At 70.7% G+C, this 20,338-nt stretch carries 23 protein-coding genes; 13 read left to right on the top strand and 10 right to left on the bottom strand.

The genetic code is table 11. The features are described 5' to 3' along the window. The first annotated feature begins 33 nt into the window (after positions 1-33). From ACWPN5_RS28105 to ACWPN5_RS28095, 3 genes are all read left to right on the top strand, one after another. On the top strand, positions 34-738 hold the full coding sequence (locus tag ACWPN5_RS28105; protein ID WP_145682078.1) for a calcium-binding protein: 705 nt from the start codon (positions 34-36) through the stop codon (positions 736-738). A gap of 120 nt (positions 739-858) precedes the next feature. Further along, on the top strand, positions 859-1,944 hold the full coding sequence (locus ACWPN5_RS28100) for a site-2 protease family protein (RefSeq protein ID WP_492298672.1): 1,086 nt from the start codon (positions 859-861) through the stop codon (positions 1,942-1,944). Between the two features lie 104 nt (positions 1,945-2,048). Continuing rightward, positions 2,049-2,516 carry a DsrE family protein gene (locus tag ACWPN5_RS28095; RefSeq protein ID WP_014242042.1) on the top strand — a complete coding sequence of 156 codons (468 nt, stop codon included), beginning with the start codon at positions 2,049-2,051 and terminating at the stop codon, positions 2,514-2,516. 9 nt (positions 2,517-2,525) lie between these two features. Here ACWPN5_RS28095 and ACWPN5_RS28090 read toward each other — a convergent pair whose 3' ends face one another. From ACWPN5_RS28090 to ACWPN5_RS28075, 4 genes are all read right to left on the bottom strand, one after another. Beyond that, positions 2,526-3,350, bottom strand: a complete 825-nt coding sequence (locus tag ACWPN5_RS28090) for an aminotransferase class IV (protein WP_247888222.1) — start codon at positions 3,348-3,350, stop codon at positions 2,526-2,528. A gap of 2 nt (positions 3,351-3,352) precedes the next feature. Continuing rightward, a complete protein-coding gene (gene pabB, locus ACWPN5_RS28085; RefSeq protein ID WP_492298670.1) occupies positions 3,353-4,708 on the bottom strand; it encodes an aminodeoxychorismate synthase component I in 1,356 nt (451 codons plus the stop codon). A 28-nt stretch (positions 4,709-4,736) separates the two neighbouring features. Then, on the bottom strand, positions 4,737-5,522 hold the full coding sequence (locus ACWPN5_RS28080) for an SDR family oxidoreductase (RefSeq protein WP_145682075.1): 786 nt from the start codon (positions 5,520-5,522) through the stop codon (positions 4,737-4,739). 258 nt (positions 5,523-5,780) lie between these two features. Then, on the bottom strand, positions 5,781-6,326 hold the full coding sequence (locus ACWPN5_RS28075) for a hypothetical protein (protein ID WP_492298668.1): 546 nt from the start codon (positions 6,324-6,326) through the stop codon (positions 5,781-5,783). Positions 6,327-6,640: 314 nt separating this feature from the next. On the opposite strand from ACWPN5_RS28075, the gene trxC reads away from it, so the two are divergent. Continuing rightward, complete coding sequence (gene trxC, locus ACWPN5_RS28070; RefSeq protein ID WP_200476915.1) at positions 6,641-7,090, top strand: thioredoxin TrxC; 450 nt, start codon at positions 6,641-6,643, stop codon at positions 7,088-7,090. 3 nt (positions 7,091-7,093) lie between these two features. On the opposite strand, the gene ACWPN5_RS28065 is transcribed toward trxC, so the two are convergent. From ACWPN5_RS28065 to ACWPN5_RS28055, 3 genes are all read right to left on the bottom strand, one after another. Then, positions 7,094-7,705, bottom strand: a complete 612-nt coding sequence (locus ACWPN5_RS28065) for a response regulator transcription factor (protein ID WP_200476916.1) — start codon at positions 7,703-7,705, stop codon at positions 7,094-7,096. Next, positions 7,695-9,536 (bottom strand): sensor histidine kinase, encoded by a 1,842-nt coding sequence (locus ACWPN5_RS28060; protein WP_492298665.1) that lies wholly within the window; start codon positions 9,534-9,536, stop codon positions 7,695-7,697. Before ACWPN5_RS28060 ends, ACWPN5_RS28065 begins: the two co-directional genes overlap by 11 nt. Positions 9,537-9,641: 105 nt before the next feature. Beyond that, positions 9,642-9,845 (bottom strand): YgaP family membrane protein, encoded by a 204-nt coding sequence (locus tag ACWPN5_RS28055; protein WP_492298663.1) that lies wholly within the window; start codon positions 9,843-9,845, stop codon positions 9,642-9,644. Between the two features lie 122 nt (positions 9,846-9,967). On the opposite strand from ACWPN5_RS28055, the gene ACWPN5_RS28050 reads away from it, so the two are divergent. The 3 genes from ACWPN5_RS28050 to ACWPN5_RS28040 are packed head-to-tail and all read left to right on the top strand — an operon-like array spanning position 9,968 to position 14,623. Continuing rightward, a complete protein-coding gene (locus tag ACWPN5_RS28050; protein WP_492298661.1) occupies positions 9,968-11,014 on the top strand; it encodes an efflux RND transporter periplasmic adaptor subunit in 1,047 nt (348 codons plus the stop codon). 10 nt (positions 11,015-11,024) lie between these two features. Then, positions 11,025-14,303, top strand: a complete 3,279-nt coding sequence (locus ACWPN5_RS28045) for an efflux RND transporter permease subunit (protein ID WP_492298659.1) — start codon at positions 11,025-11,027, stop codon at positions 14,301-14,303. After that, positions 14,300-14,623 (top strand): rhodanese-like domain-containing protein, encoded by a 324-nt coding sequence (locus ACWPN5_RS28040; protein WP_492298657.1) that lies wholly within the window; start codon positions 14,300-14,302, stop codon positions 14,621-14,623. The genes ACWPN5_RS28045 and ACWPN5_RS28040 overlap by 4 nt, the downstream gene beginning before the upstream one ends. A 10-nt stretch (positions 14,624-14,633) precedes the next feature. On the opposite strand, the gene ACWPN5_RS28035 is transcribed toward ACWPN5_RS28040, so the two are convergent. After that, the gene (locus ACWPN5_RS28035) at positions 14,634-15,008 is read right to left on the bottom strand and encodes an ArsR/SmtB family transcription factor (protein WP_492298656.1); all 375 of its coding nucleotides are present in this window, start codon (positions 15,006-15,008) and stop codon (positions 14,634-14,636) included. Positions 15,009-15,193: 185 nt separating this feature from the next. Here ACWPN5_RS28035 and ACWPN5_RS28030 point away from each other — a divergent pair, with 185 nt between their 5' ends. The 5 genes from ACWPN5_RS28030 to ACWPN5_RS28010 all read left to right on the top strand — a co-directional run bounded on the left by ACWPN5_RS28030 (position 15,194) and on the right by ACWPN5_RS28010 (position 17,965). Further along, positions 15,194-15,565, top strand: a complete 372-nt coding sequence (locus ACWPN5_RS28030; protein WP_492298655.1) for a cytochrome c maturation protein CcmE — start codon at positions 15,194-15,196, stop codon at positions 15,563-15,565. Positions 15,566-15,657: 92 nt separating this feature from the next. Then, positions 15,658-16,176 carry a sigma-70 family RNA polymerase sigma factor gene (locus ACWPN5_RS28025; RefSeq protein ID WP_200476923.1) on the top strand — a complete coding sequence of 173 codons (519 nt, stop codon included), beginning with the start codon at positions 15,658-15,660 and terminating at the stop codon, positions 16,174-16,176. Between the two features lie 3 nt (positions 16,177-16,179). Beyond that, positions 16,180-16,998: an anti-sigma factor family protein gene (locus ACWPN5_RS28020; protein WP_492298653.1), complete on the top strand. Its 819-nt coding sequence runs from the start codon at positions 16,180-16,182 to the stop codon at positions 16,996-16,998. Between the two features lie 59 nt (positions 16,999-17,057). Beyond that, positions 17,058-17,393, top strand: a complete 336-nt coding sequence (locus ACWPN5_RS28015; RefSeq protein WP_114859641.1) for a hypothetical protein — start codon at positions 17,058-17,060, stop codon at positions 17,391-17,393. 140 nt (positions 17,394-17,533) lie between these two features. Then, positions 17,534-17,965 carry a hypothetical protein gene (locus ACWPN5_RS28010; protein WP_145682063.1) on the top strand — a complete coding sequence of 144 codons (432 nt, stop codon included), beginning with the start codon at positions 17,534-17,536 and terminating at the stop codon, positions 17,963-17,965. Positions 17,966-17,979: 14 nt separating this feature from the next. Here ACWPN5_RS28010 and ACWPN5_RS28005 read toward each other — a convergent pair whose 3' ends face one another. After that, a complete protein-coding gene (locus ACWPN5_RS28005) occupies positions 17,980-18,288 on the bottom strand; it encodes a hypothetical protein (protein ID WP_145682062.1) in 309 nt (102 codons plus the stop codon). Between the two features lie 217 nt (positions 18,289-18,505). On the opposite strand from ACWPN5_RS28005, the gene ACWPN5_RS28000 reads away from it, so the two are divergent. After that, a complete protein-coding gene (locus tag ACWPN5_RS28000; RefSeq protein WP_492298651.1) occupies positions 18,506-19,213 on the top strand; it encodes an extensin-like domain-containing protein in 708 nt (235 codons plus the stop codon). Between the two features lie 16 nt (positions 19,214-19,229). Here ACWPN5_RS28000 and ACWPN5_RS27995 read toward each other — a convergent pair whose 3' ends face one another. Next, a complete protein-coding gene (locus ACWPN5_RS27995; protein WP_145682060.1) occupies positions 19,230-20,270 on the bottom strand; it encodes an MBL fold metallo-hydrolase in 1,041 nt (346 codons plus the stop codon). Between the last annotated feature and the right edge of the window lie 68 nt (positions 20,271-20,338).

Raw genomic sequence — 20,338 nt, 5'->3', positions numbered from 1 at the left:
CCGTATACGGCCAATGATTTGGAGAAACTTACGATGACGACCTGGTACGGAACGTCCGGAAACGATATTTATGACGCTCCTTCGGGCCCGAACATGCTGTTCGGACAGGGGGGAAACGACGACATCCTCGGAAACACCGACGCCGACTATATTGATGGTGGCGACGGCAACGACACGCTGTACGGCAGCTTCGGAAACGACAGCCTGTACGGCGGCAATGGGGCCGACACGCTGTACGGCAACGACAACAACGATCTGCTGAGCGGCGAGGCAGGGAACGACTTCCTCTACGGCGGGAACAACAACGACACGCTGTACGGCGGGGCCGGCAACGACACGCTGTTCGGGGATTACGGGTCGGATGTCGGCCTGGACGTTCTGGCGGGTGGGGCCGGCAACGATGTCCTCTACGGCGGCTACGACAGCGACAACTACCTCTACACCTGCAATTCCGACGGCATCGATCTCATTTCGGATTCGCACGGGGATTACGACCGGCTCCGCATGAACGGCCCCACGGCGCCCAACCAGCTCGAATACTACCGGGCCAGCACCTTCGGCGGCGATTCCAACGACCTTCTGTTCTTCACCAAGGCCGACGCCGCCGATGGCACCATCAGCGAGTACATCATCATCGACGACTTCTGGAACGGCAGCGCCGCCGGCACCGGCCGGATCGAGTATCTGAACCTCAGCGGCACGGATTACTGGTTCAACGACGTCGTCTGGGGCCTGTAAGGCCGTCGGAGGGCTGGGCCGGCCCCAGCCCTCCGTCCAGCAGGACCATGACGCCGTACGCCGCGCGACACCACATAAGGAGTCTGTCGAACAACGGTCACAGCGCGAGGCGAGGTCGGGATGAGCTGGTCGATCCCCATCGGCACCGTGAAGGGCACGGTGATCCGCATCCACATCACCTTCTTCCTGTTCCTATTGTGGATCGGCGCCGCCTACCACGCCCAGGGCGGCTGGCCGGCGGCGCTGGAGGGGGTGGTTTTCCTCTCGCTGCTGTTCCTCTGCGTCCTGCTGCACGAGTTCGGACACGTCTTAGCCGCCCGGCGCTACGGCGTCCGCACGCCGGACATCACGCTGCTGCCCATCGGCGGGGTGGCCCGTCTGGAGCGTCTGCCGGAAAAGCCGTCGCAGGAGCTGGTGGTGGCCCTGGCCGGCCCGGCGGTCAATCTGGTGATCGCGGCGCTGCTCTACGCGGCGCTCGGCGGCTTCGTGCCGGCGGGGGCGGCGGAGGTGCAGAACGCCGGGATCGACGTGCTGTCACGGCTGGCCGTGGTCAACCTGTTCCTGGCCCTGTTCAACCTGATCCCGGCCTTCCCCATGGACGGCGGGCGTGTGCTGCGGGCGGTGCTGGCGAGCCGCATGGGCTATGTCCGCGGCACCCAGGTGGCGGCCTCGGTCGGGCAGGCGGTGGCCATCGGGCTGGGGCTGCTCGGGCTGTTCGGCAACCCGATGCTGCTGTTCATCGCGCTGTTCGTCTATCTGGGCGCCTCGTCCGAAGCCCACGCGGTGCAGATGCGCGAGATCACCCACGGCGTGGTGGTGTCCGACGCCATGGTCACCCGTTTCGAGACACTGCCGCCCTCCGGCGTGTTGGAGGACGCCGTGCAATGCCTGATCCGCACGACCCAGCACGAGTTTCCCGTTGTGGACGGGGCCGGGACGCTGCGCGGCGTGCTGACCCGCGACGACCTGATCCGCGCCCTGCGCGACCGCGGCCCGGACATGCCGGTGCTGGAGGTGATGCGCCCCGACATCCCCGTCATTCACCGGCACGGCAAGCTGGAGGAGGCGCTGCGGCTGATGCAGGAGAAGAGCCTGCCCGCGGTCGGCGTCGATGACGGGAACGGGCGGCTGGTCGGTCTGGTCACCCCGGAGAATGTGGGGGAGATGATGATGGTGCAGGCCGCCCGGCACGCGCTGCGCCGCTGACCGCCTCCCCCTTCCGTTGCGCGGCCTCTCCGTTCGGGAACAAGCGGCGGGCGGGGTCATTGTGCTAGGACAGCGGATGCCCCCACACGGGAAGGGAGGATGACATGGCGATGCGCTCCACGCGCCGGGCGGCGTTGGCTCTGGCCGGATTCGCCGGGATGACCGCCGCCATGGCTGGGCGGAAGGCCGGAGCGGACCAGCCCGGCGTTCACCGTGTCGCCATCCAGGTCAGCAGCAACGATCCGGCGCTGATGAACATGGCGCTGAACAACGTCAAGAACATCATCGAGTATTACAAGAACATCGGCGAGACGGTGGAGGTCGAACTGGTCACCTTCGGCCCCGGCCTGCACATGCTGCGCGCCGATCGCTCGCCCGTGAAGGACCGGCTGGCGTCGCTGAAGGGCAGCCTGCCGACCCTGACCTACTCCGCCTGCGAGAACACCCGCAATGGCATGATCCGCGTGGAACAGGGCGAGGTCCCCATGGTGCCGGAAGCCAAGCTGGTGCCCTCCGGCGTGGTCCGGCTGATGCAGCTTCAGGAAGAAGGCTGGTCCTACATCCGCCCGTAACCGGCCGCTCTATTCCGCCGCAATGTCCGTCAGCAGGGCCGCCGTCACCGGTCCCACGGTTCCGGCGCCGATGGCCAGCCCGTCCACGCGCAGCAACGGGCGCAGTCCAAGGCTGTTTGTCAGGAAGGCTTCCCCGGCTCCCAGCAGGTCGGCGACGGAAAGCGACGCCTCACTGGCATCGCCCCGCTCCAGGATCAGGGCGCGGCGGATGCCCGGCAGGGCCCCCTCGGCAACCGGCGGGGTCAGCAGGCGCCCGTCCCGGACGATGAACAGGTTCGCCACGCTGGACTCGGCCAGACGGCCCGCGCTGTTGAGCAGGAGCGCCTCTCCCGCGCCACGCGTCGCCGCCTCCTGCCGGGCGAGGATGGAATCCAGGTAATTCAGCGACTTCACGCGCGACAGCGGCGAATGCTCGTTGCGCCGGGTGCAAAGGGCGATGACCGCCTCCACCGGGCCGGCGGGCGGCGGAGCGGGCGCCAGCGTCATCAGCAGCGTCGGCACGGCGTCCGCCGGCGGCAGCACGCCGCGCGCTCCGGTCCCCCGCGTCAGCGTGATCCGCAGTACACCCTCCACGCAGCCCTGCGCCGCGATCAGCGCCTCGGTGGCGACGGCCATCGCCGCCGCGTCGTGGGGAAGCGGCAGGCCGAGCAGCGCCGCGCTGTCGGCCAGCCGGGCGAGATGCCGGTCGAGATGGCGTGCGGTGCCGCCGGCCACGCGGATCGTCTCGAACAACCCGTCGCCCAGCGTGAAGCCGCGGTCCGCCGGATCGATCCGTGCCTCCGCCGCCGGCAGCAGGCGGCCGTTCAGCCAGACGACGGTCATGGCCGGGCTCATGGTCAGGCCTCCCCCAGCGCGCGGAGCTGGGCGCGGATCTTGACCATCATCTCCTCATGCTCGTCCGCCGGGTCGGAATCGGCGACGATGCCGCCGCCGGCCTGGGCGATCACCGCATCCGGCGTGATCGACAGGGTGCGGATGACGATGCTGCTGTCCATCGCGCCGTCGAAGCCGAGCCAGGCGACGGAACCGCAATAGGCGCCGCGCCGCGCCACCTCCAGCTCGTCGATGATCTGCATGGCGCGGATCTTGGGCGCCCCGGTGATCGAGCCGCCGGGCAGCGCCGCCCGCAGCAGGTCGACCGCCCCCAGGCCGGGCCGCAGCCGCGCCGTGACCACCGAGACGAGGTGATGGACGCTGGCGAAGCTCTCCAGCCCGTAAAGCGTCGGCACCCGGACGCTGCCAACCCGCGACACCCGGCCGAGGTCGTTGCGCAGCAGGTCGGTGATCATCAGGTTTTCCGCCCGGTCCTTGACGCTGGCCACCAGCTCCGCGGCGGCGGCGGCGTCCGCGGCGGGGTCGGCGTAGCGCGGGCGGGTGCCCTTGATCGGGCGCGTCTCCACCTCCCCGGTGGCGCTGAGGCGGATGAAGCGCTCCGGCGAGGCGCTGGCGATGCACAGGCGCGGGCCGCAGTCGAGATAGGCGGCGAAGGGCGCCGGACTGATCGCGCGCAGCCGGCGGTACAGCGCGTAGGTGTCCAGCCCGGCGGGCCGGTCGGCCAGGAAGCGCTGCGTGAAGTTGGCCTGATAGATGTCGCCGGCCCGGATGTACTCCAGCACCCGCTCCACCCGCGCCAGATAGTCGTCGCGCTCCAGCTCGCTCCGCCAGGGGGCGGCCGGGATGGGGCCGAGGGGGGACGCTCCGCCGCCCTCCAGCCGGGCCGCCAGGGCGCGGGCGCGGCCCTCCGCTTCCGGGCGGGCGGCGATCACCCAGGCGCGGCGCTCCGCATGGTCGAAGGCGGCCACCGCGTCGTAGAAGCCGAAGGCCATCTCCGGCTGGCCGCCGGGGTTGGCGTGGCGCGAGCGGATGCGTTCCAGCCGCAGCCCCGCCTCGTAGCCGATGAAGCCGACCGCCCCGCCGCAGAAAGGCGCCGGTCCCGGCGGGCTGTCGGGCCGGGCGTGGCGCGCCAGCTCCTCCGCCAGCACGGCGAAGGGGTCGCCGTCCACCGGGCGGCCGTCGAGATGCGCCCGCCCGTCCAGCGACTCCAGGGTGCGGAACGGCTCCGCCGCGATGTAGCTGTAGCGGCCATGGGCCGGGTGCGGGGCGGCGCTGTCGAGCAGCATCGACCAGGGCTGTCCGGACAGCGCGCGGAAGGCCTCCGCCGGATCGGCGCATGACAAGGGGATCGCCAGCATGGCGGCGGAAATTCCTCTAAGACCGGCCTTACATGAGAATGGTGGCGCCGCCGTCCACCACCAACACATGCCCGTTGACGTAGGACGCGGCGGGCGAGGCCAGGAACACCGCGGCCCCGGCGATCTCCTCCGGGCGGCCCCAGCGGCCGATCGGGGTGCGCCCCTCGAAATAGGCGGACAGGGCCGGGTTGCCGGTGATGCCGGCGTTGGTCTCCGTCGCGAAGAAGCCCGGCGCGATGGCGTTGCTGGTCAGGCCCTTTGCGCCATACTCGGCGGCGAGCGCCCGCACCATGCCGGCCAGCCCGGCCTTGGCGGCGGCGTAGACCGCGTCGTTGGCGCGGGCGATCTGCCCGGAGATGGAGGTCACCGTGATCAGCCGCCCGAAGCCCTGGGGCAGCATCAGCCGCGCCGCCTCCCGCGCCAGGATCAGGCCGGCGGCCAGATCGACGTTGAGCAGGTCGCTGATCTCCTCGTCCGCAAAGTCGGTCAGCGGCTTGCGGTTGCGCTGCCCGACATTCTGCACCAGCACGTCCAGCCGTCCGTGGTCCCGGGCGATCCGCGCGTAGGCGTCCCGAACCGCGTCGCGGTCGGCCACGTCGAAGGCCAGCACCGAGGCCCGCCCGCCCGCCGCGGCGATGGCCTCGGCCTGCGGTTCCAGCCGCGCGGCGTCGCGCCCGTTCAGCAGCACATGGGCGCCCGACCCGGCCATGGCGCGGGCGATTTCCAGACCCAGCCCGCGCCCGGACCCGGTGACCAGCGCCACCCGGCCTTCCAGCGAGAACTGCGACAGATACGGGAGATGCGGAGCGGTCATGGTCACCGTTGGGGAGAAGGTGGACGGTCTTGCAGATTTAGCAGATGGCCAGCCGGATGACACCCCGTTCGGCATCAGACTTCGGGGCGACTGGATAGGAAGTTCCCTCTCCCCTCTGGAGAGAGGGTTAGGGTGAGGGGGGTGCGCTGTCACCGGACGTGCCGTCAAAGCACATCCCCCTCACCGGCCCTACGGGCCACCCTCTCCCCGGAGGGGCGAGGGTTATAAAGGCCAAATGCGATAGCCCAGCATCAGACTTCAGGCGCGGGGAAGCAACTCCACCGTTTCCGCGATGGTCCAGCCGTCCGCCCGCACCAGCCGCCCAAGGCGCCCATACAGCGTGGCTCTGGGGGACAGGCGCCCTTCCGCGGCGAAGACGTCGGCGGCGGGAGCGGTCAGCAGGCCCAGCACCTCCACCGAGAAGGCGACGCCGTTGCGCGTCAGCAGGCGCCCGAAGGGCTCCGTCCCCTCTTGAAGCTGTTCGGCGAAGGTCGCAGGAAAGCCGTCGAGCGCGATGCGGATGCTCGCCAGTTCAACCGGCAGCGCGTCCGGCCCGACGGTCAGCACGATGTCGCGCAGCAGCGCCGTCCCGTCCGGCTCCGTCCGCTGGCGCAGCACCCGCACGCCCACCGGCTCGCCCCACCGCTCCGACAGGACGGCGGTCATGCCGCGGTCGTGGTCGAGCAGCGTCCGATAGGGCACCGGGACCGCGGCGGCGGGCAGCGTGGACAGCGCCCGTGCCCCGGCGCCCCATCCCGCCGTCAGAGCCCGCGCGCGCGCCAAAACGGAACCGGACTCGTCCATGGAGGAACAACCGGCGGCGGAGGCGGACGAAAAGGAAGGCTTCATTCGAAATCGCGGTTCTGCGGAAAGGATGTGGGCGAAAGAACTTGGCCGCTCCTGGCGGGGACAGCGGCCACGGGCCGGCATTCTAGGAACAGCGCCCCGCCCACCGCAATGCCGAAGGCGCACATCCCTGCGTCGTGTCCTCCGCGTGCCACCACGCGGAAAAGGGTCGCCGCCCGCAGCCCTGTCCCGCGCCACCGGCCTCTTGCGCCCGCCGCGCGCTGCATTAGATCACGCTCATAAAGATGCCCGTCCCGGAGGGAAGCCGCGCCATGTCCGATCTTCTGCACGTCGCCTGCCCAAGCTGCGACACCCTGAACCGCATGCCGCGCGGACGCCTGGACCAGCCCGGCGCCGGCAAGTGCGGCCGCTGCGGCCAGCCGCTGTTCCAGGGCAAGCCGATCGCGCTCAGTGCCGCCCGCTTCACCGCCCAGGCGGAGCGCAGCGACCTGCCGCTGCTCATCGACTTCTGGGCGGAATGGTGCGGGCCGTGCCGGATGATGGCGCCGGTCTTCGAGCAGGCCGCCGGCCAGCTGGAACCCCACGTCCGCCTCGCCAAGGTCGACACCGAGGCCGCACCCGATCTGGCCGCCCGCTTCGGCGTGCGCAGCATCCCGACCCTCGTCCTGGTCCACCATGGGCGCGAGGTGGCGCGCACCGCCGGGGCGATGCCGCTGCCCGCCCTGCTCGGCTGGGTGCGGCAGGCGATGGCGGCTGTTTGACGGCTATTCAGCTTCGATCAGCAGCCGGGTCAGGTCGGAGACGGAGGCGACCTCCAGCTTGTCCATGACGTTGTGGCGGTGCACCTCCACCGTCTTCAGGCTGAGGTTGATCTCCGCGGCGATGACCTTGTTCGGCTTGCCCTGCACCACCAGATCGGCGACCTGCCGCTCCCGCGGGGTCAGGCGGGCCAGCAGGGCGCGAACCTGGGCCTTGCGCGCCTGCGCCTCCCACGCCCAGCGCGATTTCTCCAGCGCCTCGTGCACCCGGTCGAGGAGAAGCTGGTCGTTGAAGGGCTTCTCGATGACATCCACCGCCCCGGCGCGGAAGGCGCGGGCGGCCATCGGCACGTCGCCGTGGCCGGTGATGACCACGACGGCCAGGACGGAGCCGGCGCGGGCCAGCGTGTCCTGCAACTCCAGCCCGCTCATCCCCGGCATCCGCACGTCGGTGACGAGGCAGCCGGGCCGGTCGGCGCGGACGGCGCGCAGGAACTCCTCGCCGGACCCGAAGGACTCCACCGCCACCCCCAGCGAGCCGATCAGCCAGCCCAGGGAATGGCGCATCGCCGGATCGTCGTCCACCACGTAAACGGTGCGGGCCGCGTCAGCCTGCATTGTCCTTTTCCTCCGCTACGGGAAGGACGAAGCGCACGACGGTGCCCCCGCCCGGATGATCGGTGGCCCAGAGATGGCCGCCGTGGCTTTCCACGATGGTCCGGCAAATCGACAGACCAAGGCCCATGCCGCCCGGCTTGGTGGTGAAGAAGGGGTCGAACAGCCGCGCCCGCGCGTCCTCCGACAGCCCGTGCCCACGGTCGGCCACGGCGATCTCCACACGTCCTTCCCCGTCCAGGCCGGTGCGCACGGTGACGCCCCTGCTCTCCCCCGCCCCATCATCCATGGCGTCGAGCGCGTTCTTGACGAGGTTCAGGACGACCTGCTCGATCTGCACCCGGTCGGCCAGGACCGGCGGCAGGCCGGAGGCCAGCGCGCGGGTGACCGGTATGTTGCCGCTGCGCGCCCGCCCTTCGCAGAGCTGCAGCGCCGCCTCCACCGCGCCGTTGACGTCCGCCGGCTCCAGCTGCGCGGCGCGCTTGCGCACGAAATCGCGGATGCGCGCGATGATCTGCCCGGCGCGGTCGGCCTGGGCGGCGATGGCGCGGGAGGCCTCGGCGAACTCCGCGGCGCTGCCCACCCCGGCCTCCAGCCGCCGGGTGCAGCCGCGCGCGTAGTTGGCGATGGCGCCCAACGGCTGGTTCAGCTCATGAGCGATGTTGCTGGCCATCTCGCCGAGGATGGAGAGGCGGGCGACATGGTCCATCTCCTTCTGCCGTTCCCGCGCGGTGTCCTCGGCGCGGCGGCGTTCGGCCATCTCGCGGCGCAGCTCGCGGTTGGCGGCGCGCAGCTCGGCGGTGCGCACCTTGATGAGATGCTCCACCCGCAGCGAATGGACCGCCCACCACAGCAGGGCCAGAGCCGCCAGCGCCAGCCAGTGCCAGTGTTCGCGCGCGAGGTCGAGCAGGGTGACGTCGCGCAGATGCTCGTAGGGGCCGATGCGCAGGCTGCGGAACAGGCCGTGGACCGGCTGGTAGTCCATCGGCACCGTCCAGCCCTCATAGCCGCCGGCCAGCGCCGCCGGATGGCCGTCCGGCATCTGGAACAGAGCGACCACCACCGCCTTGGCCAGTTCCTCCGGCGTACCGGCCAGCCGGGCGAGCGGCCAGTCGGGGTAGAGGCCTGTGGACAGGGCGCAGCCGAACCCCGGCTCCGTCCGGGCGCCGACCACTTGGAATTGCGTGCGGTCGAGGCGGCCTTCCTCAGCCAGCTCCTCCAGCACGCAGGCGCGCAGAACGCCGGCGTCGACCGCGCCGTCGCGGACGGCGAAAGCCACGCGGTCCACCGGGAAGCCGGAGAAGCGCAGCTCCTTCAGGTCGGCGTAAGGATCGACCCCGACCGTCAGCATCGCCCCCCAGGCGACCTGAAAGCCGCCGAAGGCGTCGGGGTCCACCGCCATCACGGACTTGCCCTTGAGATCGGCGAGGCCGCGGATGTCGTCGCGCCCAGCGCGGACGATCAGGGCCGAGCCCACCGCCGCCCCCGACGCGCCGGAGCGGGAGGAATGGAGCGTGGCGATGCGGGTGACGCCGTGGCGGGCCTCCAGCTCCACGTAATTGCCGGTGTTGGTCAGGACGAAATCGACGCCGCCGGCGGCCACCGCCGCGTCCATGCCCGGCAGGTCGAGCGGCACCATCTCCGCCCCGCGCTGCGGAAAGCGCTCCGCCAGATAGCGGACGGTCGGTTCCCAGACGGCGTTGGCGTGGTCGCCGCCACGGTAGGCCAGCACGCCGACGCGGATCGGCGACTCCGCCGCCCGGGCAGGAAGCCCGGCGGAGAGCATCCCCAGCAGCGCCAGCATCAGGCAGACCGGGCGGACGGTGAACCGCATGGCATCCTTCGGACGGGTGAAGACGCGGGGGAACCGCCGGAACGGCCCCCGACGCGCCGCATACACCCTTACGCCGCCGCTTTCAATCCGCGCGGGCGCATGCGCTCAGGGGAAGGCGGCGCCGGGGCGCAGGCCGATCCGCTTCAGCACGATCGCCAGCGGACAGAAGCCGGTGAAGGCCGCCTGGAGCAGGTTGGCCCCGACGAAAGCGGTCAGCCACAACCACCCCGGACCGTGAATCTGGGACAGGGCGAGGCTCAGCAGGATCATGGTTCCGGCGAAAGCCATGACGACGCGGTCGATGCTCACGATGCGGTCTCCTCCGTGCCGGTTGGCGGGGTCATTTCATTCGTTGACACTAATTTAGCAATATCTAAAATATGGTGTCAAGACACCCTGAGTCCCGTTCCTCCCGTCCGAAGTGGCCCGCCATGCCCCGCTCCCTCCTCCCACACACGCCAGCCCGCAAGGCGCTGCTCGTCCTGCTGGCAGTCCTCCTGCCCCTGTCCGCGACGGCGGGCGAACCCGGCAGCCTGACCGTGCAGCCGCGCCCGGTGGAGGACCTGAAGGCCGTCTTCGCCACGGTGGAAAGCGTGCGCGAGACGCTGGCCCGCGCCCGCATCGGCGGCACGGTGGCCGACCTGACGGTGACGGAGGGTGACAAGGTGACCGTCGGTCAGGTTATCGCCACGGTGCGCGACCCCAAGCTGCCGCTCCAGCTTGCCGCACTCGACGCGCGCATCCGGGCGCTGACGGCGCAGCAGCGTCAGGCGGAGCTGGAGCTGGGCCGCGCCCGCCAGCTCCGCGCCAGCGGCACCGGCACGCAGCAGCGGCTGGACGACGCCCAGGCGGCGCTGGACGTCGCCCGCGCCCAGATCGCCGCCATGGAAGCCGAACGCTCCGTCGTCGCCCAGCAGGCGCGGGAGGGGGAGGTGCTGGCCCCCGCCGCGGGGCGCGTCCTTCAGGTCAAGGTGATCGCCGGCGCCGTGGTGATGCCGGGCGAGCCGGTCGCCAGCATCGCCACCGACACCTACATCCTGCGGTTCCACCTGCCGGAGCGGCACGCCCGCTTCCTGAAGGAGGGCGACCCGGTGCTGGTCGGTCGGCGCGGGCTGGCGCCGGTGATCGTCGCCGATCCCGGCGCCACGGCGCTGGCGCGCGGCACCGTCCGGCAGGTCTATCCCGAGATGGCCGGGGGGCAAGTGGTCGCCGACGCCACGGTCGATGGCTTGGGCGACTTCTTCGTCGGCGAGCGGGTGCGGGTCTACGTCGCCACCGGCACGCGCGATGCGGTGGTGATCCCACCGGACTGGCTGCTGCGCCGCTTCGGCACCGATTTCGTCCGGCTGGCCGACGGGACGGAGGTTCCGGTCCAGGCGGGCGGCGACATTCCCGCGCTGGACGGCCAACCCGGCGGGCTGGAGATCCTGTCCGGTCTGAAGCCCGGCGACGTGATCGTCCGCCCGGCGGGCTCGTGAGGGGGACACCATGAGGCTCGGCCTGTCCGGGGTGCTGACGCGGACCTTCATCCGCTCCCCCCTGACCCCGCTGCTGCTGCTCGCCTCGCTGGCGGTCGGCGCCATCGCCCTGCTGTCCCTCCCGCGCGAGGAGGAGCCGCAGATCAGCGTTCCTATGGTCGACATCCTCGTCCAGGCCGACGGGCTGAAGGCCGGCGACGCCGTGGAGCTGGTCACCCGGCCGCTGGAGGAGATTGTCAAAGGCATCGACGGGGTCGAGCACACCTACAGCCAGACCATGGACGACCGCGTGGTGGTCACCGCGCGCTTCCTCGTCGGGACCCCGTCCGACGACGCCATCCTGCGCGTGCACGAGAAGGTGCGCGCCAGCCTGGACCGCATCCCGCTGGGCATCCCGGAACCGCTGATCGTAGGGCGCGGCATCAACGACGTCGCCATCCTGACGCTCACCCTGTCGCCCCGGGCGGAGGCCGCGGGGCGCTGGACCGTCAACGCCCTGCACGGCGTGGCCGACGACCTGCTGGGCCAGCTCACCCAGGTCGAGGATGTCGGGCGCAGTGTCATCGTCGGGGGGAGCCCCGACCAGATCCGCGTGGAGCCCGACCCGGAACGGCTGGCGCTTTACGGCGTCACACTGAACCAGCTCGTCGACAAGGTGAGAAACGCCAACCGCTCCTTCCTCGCCGGGTCGCTGCGCAGCGCGGGCGGCAGCCTGCCGGTGGTCGCCGGCCGGACGCTCCAGGGCACGGCGGACATCGGGCTGCTCCTCGTCACCACCCGCGACGGACGGCCCGTCTATGTGAAGGACGTGGCCGACGTGGTTGCCGGGGCGCGTCCCGACGAGAGCAGCGCCTGGCATCTGGTGCCGGACGGCAAAGGCGGGCTGGTCCGCACCCCCGCCGTCACCATCGCCATCGCCAAGCGCGGCGGGGCCAACGCCGTCACCATCGCCGACCGCGTGCTGGCGCGCGTCCAGGCCATCCAGGCCGACGGGTTGCCGAAGGACCTGACGCTGACCGTCACCCGCGACTACGGCGAGACGGCCGACGAGAAGGTCAACGAGCTGCTCTTCCATCTGGCGCTCGCCACCGTCACCATCGTCGGGCTGATCGTCCTGGCCATCGGCTGGCGCGAAGGGCTGGTGACGCTGGTGGTCATCCCGACGACGATCCTGCTGACCCTGTTCGCGTCCTGGCTGATGGGCTACACCATCAACCGCGTCAGCCTGTTCGCCCTGATCTTCTCCATCGGCATCCTGGTCGACGACGCCATCGTCGTGGTGGAGAACATCGACCGCCACTGGTCGATGCGCGACGGGCGGAGCAAGGTCCAGGCCGCCGTCGAGGCGGTGGCCGAGGTCGGCAATCCGACCATCGTCGCCACCCTGACGGTCATCGCCGCGCTGCTGCCGATGATGTTCGTGTCCGGCCTGATGGGGCCCTACATGAGCCCGATCCCGGCCAACGCTTCCGCCGCCATGGTCTTCAGCTTCTTCGTCGCCATGGTGCTGACGCCCTGGCTGATGGTGACGCTGAGTCCCGGGGAAACCCCAGTGGATGGACATGGCGGGCAGGACGGCGGGCGGCTGGGGCGCCTCTACAGCGCCGTCGCCCGCCCGCTGGTGCGCAGCAAGCGCCGCGCCTGGGTCTTCCTGCTGGCGGTCGGGGTGGCGACGCTCGCCTCGACGGGGCTGTTCTACAGCCAGGACGTGGCGGTGAAGCTGCTGCCCTTCGACAACAAGTCGGAGCTTCAGGTGGTGCTCGACCTGCCGCGCGGCGCGGCGCCGGAGGACACCGAGCGCGCCCTGCTCGCCGCCGCCCGCGCCATCGCCGACCTGCCGGAGCTGGCCAGCGTCCAGGCCTACGCCGGGACCGCCTCCCCCTTCACCTTCAACGGTCTGGTCCGGCATTACTATCTGCGCGACCAGCCGGAGCAGGGCGACCTCCAGGTCAACCTCGCCCCCAAGGGCGAACGGAGCCGCAGCAGCCACGCGGTCGCGCTCGACATCCGGGCTCGGCTCTCCGCCCTCCCCCTGCCCGCCGGGACCGTGCTGAAGGTGGTCGAGGTGCCGCCCGGCCCGCCGGTGCTCTCCACCCTGCTCATGGAGGTCTACGGCCCCGACGCGGAGACCCGGCGCAGGGCGGCGCTGGCGGTGGAGGACGCCTTCCGCGGCGTGGACTTCATCGTCGATGTGGAAAACAGCATCCGCCCGACCGGCGACCGGCTGCGTTTCGCGCTGGACCGCGAAAGCCTGGAGTTCCACGGCGTGGAGGAGCAGGCCGTCTACGACACGCTGCGCGCGCTGACCGGCGGCGTTCCCGTCGGCTACTCGCACCGCGGCGCGGGGCGCACGCCCATCGAGATCGCCGTGCGGATGCCGCGCTCCGGCCTGTTCTTGTCCGAGCGCCTCCTTGCCACCCCGGTTCCGGGCGCGCGCGGCACGGTGGAACTGGGCGATCTGGTGACGATGACCCGCGAGCCTGCCTCCCACACGCTGTTCCGCCACAACGGGCGCTTCGCGGAGATGGTCATGGCCGATCTGGCCGGCCGGTTCGAGGCGCCGGTCTACGGCATGCTGGCGGTGCAGGAGCGGCTGAAGTCCGTCGACTGGGCCGCCGCCGGGCTGCCCGCCGCGCCGGAGATCCGCCTGCACGGCCGGCCCGACGACCAGAGCCGGCCCGTCCTGCTGTGGGACGGCGAGTGGGAGATCACCTACGTCACCTTCCGCGACATGGGGGCGGCCTTCGGGGTGGCGATCCTCGGCATCTATCTGCTGGTCGTCGCGCAGTTCGGCAGCTTCAAGCTGCCGCTGGTCATCCTGGTGCCGGTGCCGCTGACGCTGATCGGCATTGTGCTGGGCCACTGGCTGTTCGGGGCGCCCTTCACGGCCACCTCGATGATCGGCTTCATCGCGCTGGCCGGAATCATCGTGCGCAACTCCATTCTCCTGGTGGATTTCATCCGCCACCTGCGGGAGCGCGGGATGCCGCTGCGCGAGGCGGTTCTGGAGGCCGGGGTCATCCGCTTCAAGCCGATCCTGCTGACCGCCGTCGCCGCGATGATCGGCGCCGCCTTCATCCTGACCGACCCGATCTTCCAGGGTCTGGCGATCTCGCTGCTGTTCGGGCTGTTCAGCTCCACCCTTCTGACGGTGCTGGTGATCCCGGCAATTTACATCATCCTGCGCGGGGACGCCGCCGACCATCGTGAACCTTCCAACATCCAGGGATTACCATGCTCAAAACCCTATTCTCCTTCCTCGGCCTCAACCGGAGCGCAAACGCTATGAGCGACCGGATCAAGACCGTCGACGCGGCCACCGTCATGGGCTGGCTGAAGGACGGCTCGGCGGTGATCGTCGATGTCCGCGAACCCCACGAGCACCGCGCCGGCCGCATCCCCGGCGCCACGCTGGTGCCGCTGTCGCAGTTTAACCCGGCCCGCGTGCCGGACGCGACGGGCAAGCATCTGGTCTTCCATTGCCAGAGCGGGCGACGCTGCGGCCCGGCGTCGGCCCAGATGGCGGCCAGCGGATTTGCCGGGGATATTTACCGGCTGAACGGCGGCATGGCCGCCTGGATGGCCGCGTCCGGGCCGGTCGAGCGCTGAGAGAAGTGTTTCAGGGGCGGGGGTCCGCGTCGGCCACGCAGCGCGCGCCGACGCAGAACTGGCGGTACAGCTCCAGCAGGATCGGGCGCACCCGGTCCGATCCGATGCGGTAGTGGATCGAGGTGCCGTCCCGCCGGGTGGCGACGAGCCCCTCGTCCCGCAGCTTGGCGAGATGCTGGGACAGGTTCGACTGCGACAGGCCGAGCCGCCGCGCGAGGTCGCCCACCGGCATCTCCCCGTCGAGCAGGCTGCACAGGATCATCAGCCGGTGGCGGCTGGCGATGGAGCGCAGGAAGGCTTCCGCCTCGGCGGCCCGCGCTTCCAGCTCGGCGGGGTCGAGCGGCGGCTCGATGGATGGCTCGATGGATGGCTCGATGGATGGCATGGGCCACGTCCACCCTTTAAATGAGATATTTCTAATTTATAGGCTGCTCCCCGCCGATCAAGCGGATTGTGACCGGTCTTCCTGAACCGTGCTTGAACGCCCCGTTCAGGCGAGGCTCAGCCGCCCCTTGCCATGATCACTCCTGTTCGGGCGGACCTCCCGCCCCTTGCGATGGAGACAGGATCATGACTCGGTCGACCACCCTCCCACTCCTGCCTGCGGCCTTCGCCGCCCTTCTGCTCGCCGGTCCAGCCGACGCCGGCGAGCGGCAACATACGGTCCAGGCCACCTCGCCACAGCCGGTCGCCGAGGTGCTGCGGACCGGGGGCGGCACCGTCTCCGGGTCGGTCGCCGCGGTGGGCGTCAACTGGATGACCGTTCAGGACGACAGCGCACGGACGGATGTCAGGATGCGCGGCGCCCTGCCGCAAGGCATTGCCCAAGGCGCGCCCATCACCGTCACCGGACGTGCTCACAAGGGCGGGCTGCTGGCCAGCGAGATCATCCTCGCCGATGGCACGCTGCACCGGCCGTCCCGCGACCACGACGACGATTGACCGCGGAAAGCGTCCCGCCCCGGGATTAAAAGGCCCTCCCGAAACGAAAACGGAGCAGGAATTCGGGAAAATCCAGTCCACGGGGTGGAGACGTGACGTTCAGCCTGCGCGATCAACTGTCGAATCAACTGCGCTCCCTGCGCCGCTACGCCCTCGCGCTGGCGCGCAACCGCGACGATGCGGAGGATCTCGTGCAGGAGACGCTGGTGCGCGCCATTTCCGGATCCCGGACCTTCCGACCGAACGGCGACCTGCGGTCCTGGCTGTTCGGCATCCTGCACAACGTCCACGTCAACGGGGTGCGGCGGGAGCAGGTGCGGGCGCGCGGCGCCTCGGCCATCGAGGCGATGGCCTACGGGCAGTTGCCGCCCAACCAGCCCGACCATGTCGAGCTGATGCGGACCATCGAGGCCTTCTCCACCCTTCCCGACGAGCAGCGCCGCGTCCTGACCCTCGTCGCCGTTGAGGGGATGAGCTACCAGGAGGCCGCCCGCCAACTGGACATCCCGCTGGGCACGCTGATGTCGCGCCTGGCCCGCGGGCGGGAAGCGCTGCGCGTCGAGATGGGGCACCGGGATCGTGCCCAGCCCGCCCTGCGGGCGGTGAGGTGAGCCATGGGCGGTGATCCCATCAGCCTCAACCAGGACGCCGACCTGCATCTCTACATGGACGGCGAGATGGAGCCGGCCCGCCGCGCCGCCTTCGAGGCGCAGTTGGCCGCGAATCCGGCCCTGGCCGCCAAGCTGCACGAATACCGGCACCAGCAGGAGATGCTGAAGCTGGGCCTGGACATGATGGCCGCCGTTTCGGTGCAGGAGACCGAAACCTTGGCCGGGCGCCTGCGCTGGCGCCTGGACATGGACCGCTTCTCCCGGCGGGTCGCCCCGCTGGCCGCCGCCATGCTGCTGGTCATGGGGGGGTGGAGCCTGACCGTGTGGGTGCAGTCGGGCGCGGGCACCGGGCCTCAGTTGGCCGGCGAGATCGACGACGTCCCCGCCTTCGCCGACGAGGCGGCGGAGGCGCATTCCAAGGCGGTCGCGCTCAACACGCTGCAGCCGACCCCGCCACAGATGGACGCCACGCCGGTCCCGACGCAGACCGCCCAGGTGCCGCTGCCGGAGGGCCGCGGCATGACGGTGGCGCTTCCCGCCATCGGTCCGGAACTGACCCTGATCCGGGCCAGCATCGTGCCATGGAACCATGGCACCGCTCTCCAGTTTCTCTACAGGGAACCGGACGGCGAGTTGCTGACCCTGTTCGTCGCGTCAGGCGAGCCGGCGCAGGACGGCACCCTGCACACCGTGGTGCATGACAGCCTGCGGCTCGTCTATTGGCGGGCCGGGCTGGTCGCCTACACCGTCACCGGCAACAAGGCCGACGGCGATCTGCTGACCGTCGCCAAAAAGATGGCGGACAGCATCCGCCGATCCTGACACCGCACCGCCCTGAGACCCTGTCGGGCGGAGCCCCACCGAACCTGTGGAGCCCAGCCATGAGCCTGTACACCGATCCGGACGAGCGGAACGGCCATCCGCTGGACATGGTCGAAACCTTCGTCGCCCGCGAGCATTGGGAACCGATCCTGCGGCAGGCCGCCTTCAACGGCATGGTGCTGGGCGCGGTCACCCTGCTGCTGGGGCTGGACGCGCTGCCCGGCCTCGCGATCATCCACATCATCACCTTCGCGTCGGGCATGGCCCAGGGCTTCCTGGCGCTGCGCCTGGAGGAGAGCGGGCAGGACGAGGCCGCCGTCGCCGTGGGGCGCCGCTCCATGGCCGCCTTCACGCTGGCCTCCATCACGCTGCTGCTGATGCCCTTCGCGGCCTGACCCGCGCAGAAGTCACGCGCGGAACCGGCCGTTCCGTGTCATGGTCCCCGTCCCGCCGGGGACCGCCCCCGGGGTGGGGCGTTCAAAGCCAGGGAATGGGACAGCCGATGCGGGGCAGGCCGACACGCTCGGGGGGCCGGATGCAGATCCGTGCGCCCTATCTCGATCCGGTGCGTGTGGGGGAGACCTCGGGAAACCTGCGCTGCCGTTGCTGCGGGCGGCCCGATGGAGTCGTCGTGCGCTGCCTGCCCGACGGTCGTTGGTACGACGGGGCGGATGAGACGTGGCGCGACGGTCGCGGGCGCCGCGTGCCCTGGCCGGAAGCCACCGAGTACGCCGCCACCACCGACATCCTGGTCAGCGTCGAAGCGCTGCGCATCACCCGCTCGGCGGTCGAGCGGGTTCGCCTGCTGTGCAACCGCTGCCGCCGGCTGGAGGGCGCCGTCCATGGCCGCGCCCGCGCCCGCATCAGCATCCTGCTGCGCCGGGCCATCGGCGACCTGTTCCTCGGCCGCTACGACGACCCCGCCGTCCTCACGGCGCTGGTCGACCTGTACCGCAAGGACGGCTGAGCGACGATCGCGCCTCAGCCGGCGGTGTCTTCGGCCATCCCGCCATCGAGCCGTGCCGCCAGTTCCCGCCGCGCCAGCAGGTCCGGCGCCACCGACGCCGCAGGGGCTGCGGCGGGCAGGCGACCGTAGGCGCCGATGCCGAAGGCCCCGGCGTCACCGACGATCCATTCCTCGGCGGGTGGGGACGGAGGCGGGGGCGTTTCGATCTTCCGGAACAGCGCGGCGGCGGAGGCCAGCGCGGAGGAAGCGGTGAGCGGGATCGTGGAATTCGCGCGTTCGGTCCGGCCCTGCATGGCCAGGACTTCATCATGTGCATCGGACATCGGACTCTCCCTCACCGCGTGACGAAGGGCAACGCTGGAACTGTGGCATGGAAGTCACGCTCCGTCCAATTGCACGAACGGATGAACCGCCGCTTGGACAACAGTCCGCCCCCACCGCCGGTTCATAAGCAATTAGGGGGAATACGATCCGGGGAAGCCGCGCGGGCGTTCCCGCTGTTCAGCCGACGGTGCCGCAACGGGGAGATTGGGCAAACGCATGGGACGGTTCTTGCGCTGGACGTCGGCTGTGCTGCTTCTGGCCGCCATGGGCGGGGCGGGGCTGGTGGGAACGGGCGCGGTGACGGTTCCGCCCCGCTACGACCCCTGGGCGCCGCTGGACATCGGGGACGTGCCGAACCTGCTGACCCGCCTCAAGCTGTCCCGGCTGGACGGCGCGCCCCGGCAGTGCCACGCCGTCCTGGGCGCCGCGGGCCTGCGCTTCCGTCCGGTGACCGACCGGCAGAGCGGACCGGGCTGCGGCCTGACCGACGCGGTGCAGATCAGCCGCTCGGCGGTGGCCTTCAACAGCGGCTTCACGGTCACCTGCCCGCTCGCCGCCGCCTGGATGCTGTTCGAGACGCACACGCTCCAGCCCGCGGCGCAGCGCCATTTCGGCCAGCGCGTGACTCGCGTGCGCCATCTGGGAAGCTACGCCTGCCGCAACGTCTACGGCCGGGCGGAGGGGCGCCGCAGCGAGCACGCAACCGCCAACGCCCTCGACATCGCCGGTTTCACGCTGGCCGACGGCACCACCATCGCCCTGCCCGGCGACTGGAGTCCGGCCGACGGCCCTAAGGGTGCCTTCCTGCGCGAGGTGCGCGACGGCGCCTGCGAGGTTTTCCGCGCGGTGCTGGGCCCCGACTACAACGAGGCCCACCGCGACCACTTCCACCTCGACATGGGGGCCTACCGCGTCTGCCGCTGAGCCTGCGCCGCCGGGATCAGGCGCTGTGGTAGGCCAGCACCCCGTCGGCGCGCGTCTCGGTGCGCAGCTCGCCGCGCCCGACCATATGGTTGATGTGGGCCAGCGCCTCGCCGAAGGCGAAGCTGAGCTGGTGGGAATCCAGCGCCCGGCGGAACAGCACCGGCACCAGCTCCTTGCAGCTCAGCGGCTTGGCGCGGCAGGCCTCGGCGATCTGTGCGCAGCGGTCGGCGTGGTGGGCCTCCAGCGCGCGGGTGCGGTGGTCCAGCCCGTAGAAGGGCAGCCGGTGACCGGACAGGACGAGCGAGTCCGCCGCCACCTCCTCGCGGATCGCGGCCAGCGACGACAGGTAGAGCCCCAGCGGATCGGCCTTGGGCTGCATCGCCGAGACGCTGACATTGGGGGAGATGCGTGCGATCACCTGATCGGCGGCCAGGAACAGCCGGTCGGCGGCGCAATAGAGCATCGCCTGCTCCGGCGAGTGGCCGCCGCCGGTCAGGATGCGCCAGTCGCGCCCGCCCAGCCGCAGGGTCTGGCCGGGGATCATCCGCTCGAAGCTGGGGGCCAGCCCGGTCGTGCGGTTCAGGTAGCTGAGGCCGCGGCCGAGCATCTGCTGGATCTCGTCGGGCGACAGGCCGCCGGTCTGGTAGAACGTCTCCTGCGCCTCCAGCGTCTGGGGATCGCGGCCTTGCTGCAGAAGCTTGGCGTAGAAATATTCGCTCTGCGTCATGTGCAGCGGCGGGGCGAAACGCTCGTGCAGCCAGCCGGCCAGACCGACATGGTCGGGGTGGAAGTGGCTGACCACCAGCCGGACGATCGGCTTGCCGCCCAGCGGACCGCGCAGCAGGCGGTCCCAGCAGTCGCGGCTGACGTCGTCGCCCAGCCCGGTGTCGAACAGCGCCCAGCCGTCCCCCTCCTCGAACAGGTAGAGGTTGACGTGGTCCAGCGCGTAGGGCAGCGGCAGGCGCAGCCACAGCACACCCGGCGCCACCTCCCGGACCGTCCCATTGTCCGGAGCTTCGGAAAACGGATGGCGGATGAGTTCGGCGTCGTCTTTCACCCTGATGATCCTCCTCGCGCTGCGGAGCCTCCGCTCCTCTTGGCTACCCTTTGGTTCGCGCCCGGTCA

It is taken from the genome of Azospirillum sp. UENF 211521, assembly GCF_058780535.1.
This window is presented reverse-complemented; position numbering and strand designations above follow the sequence as displayed.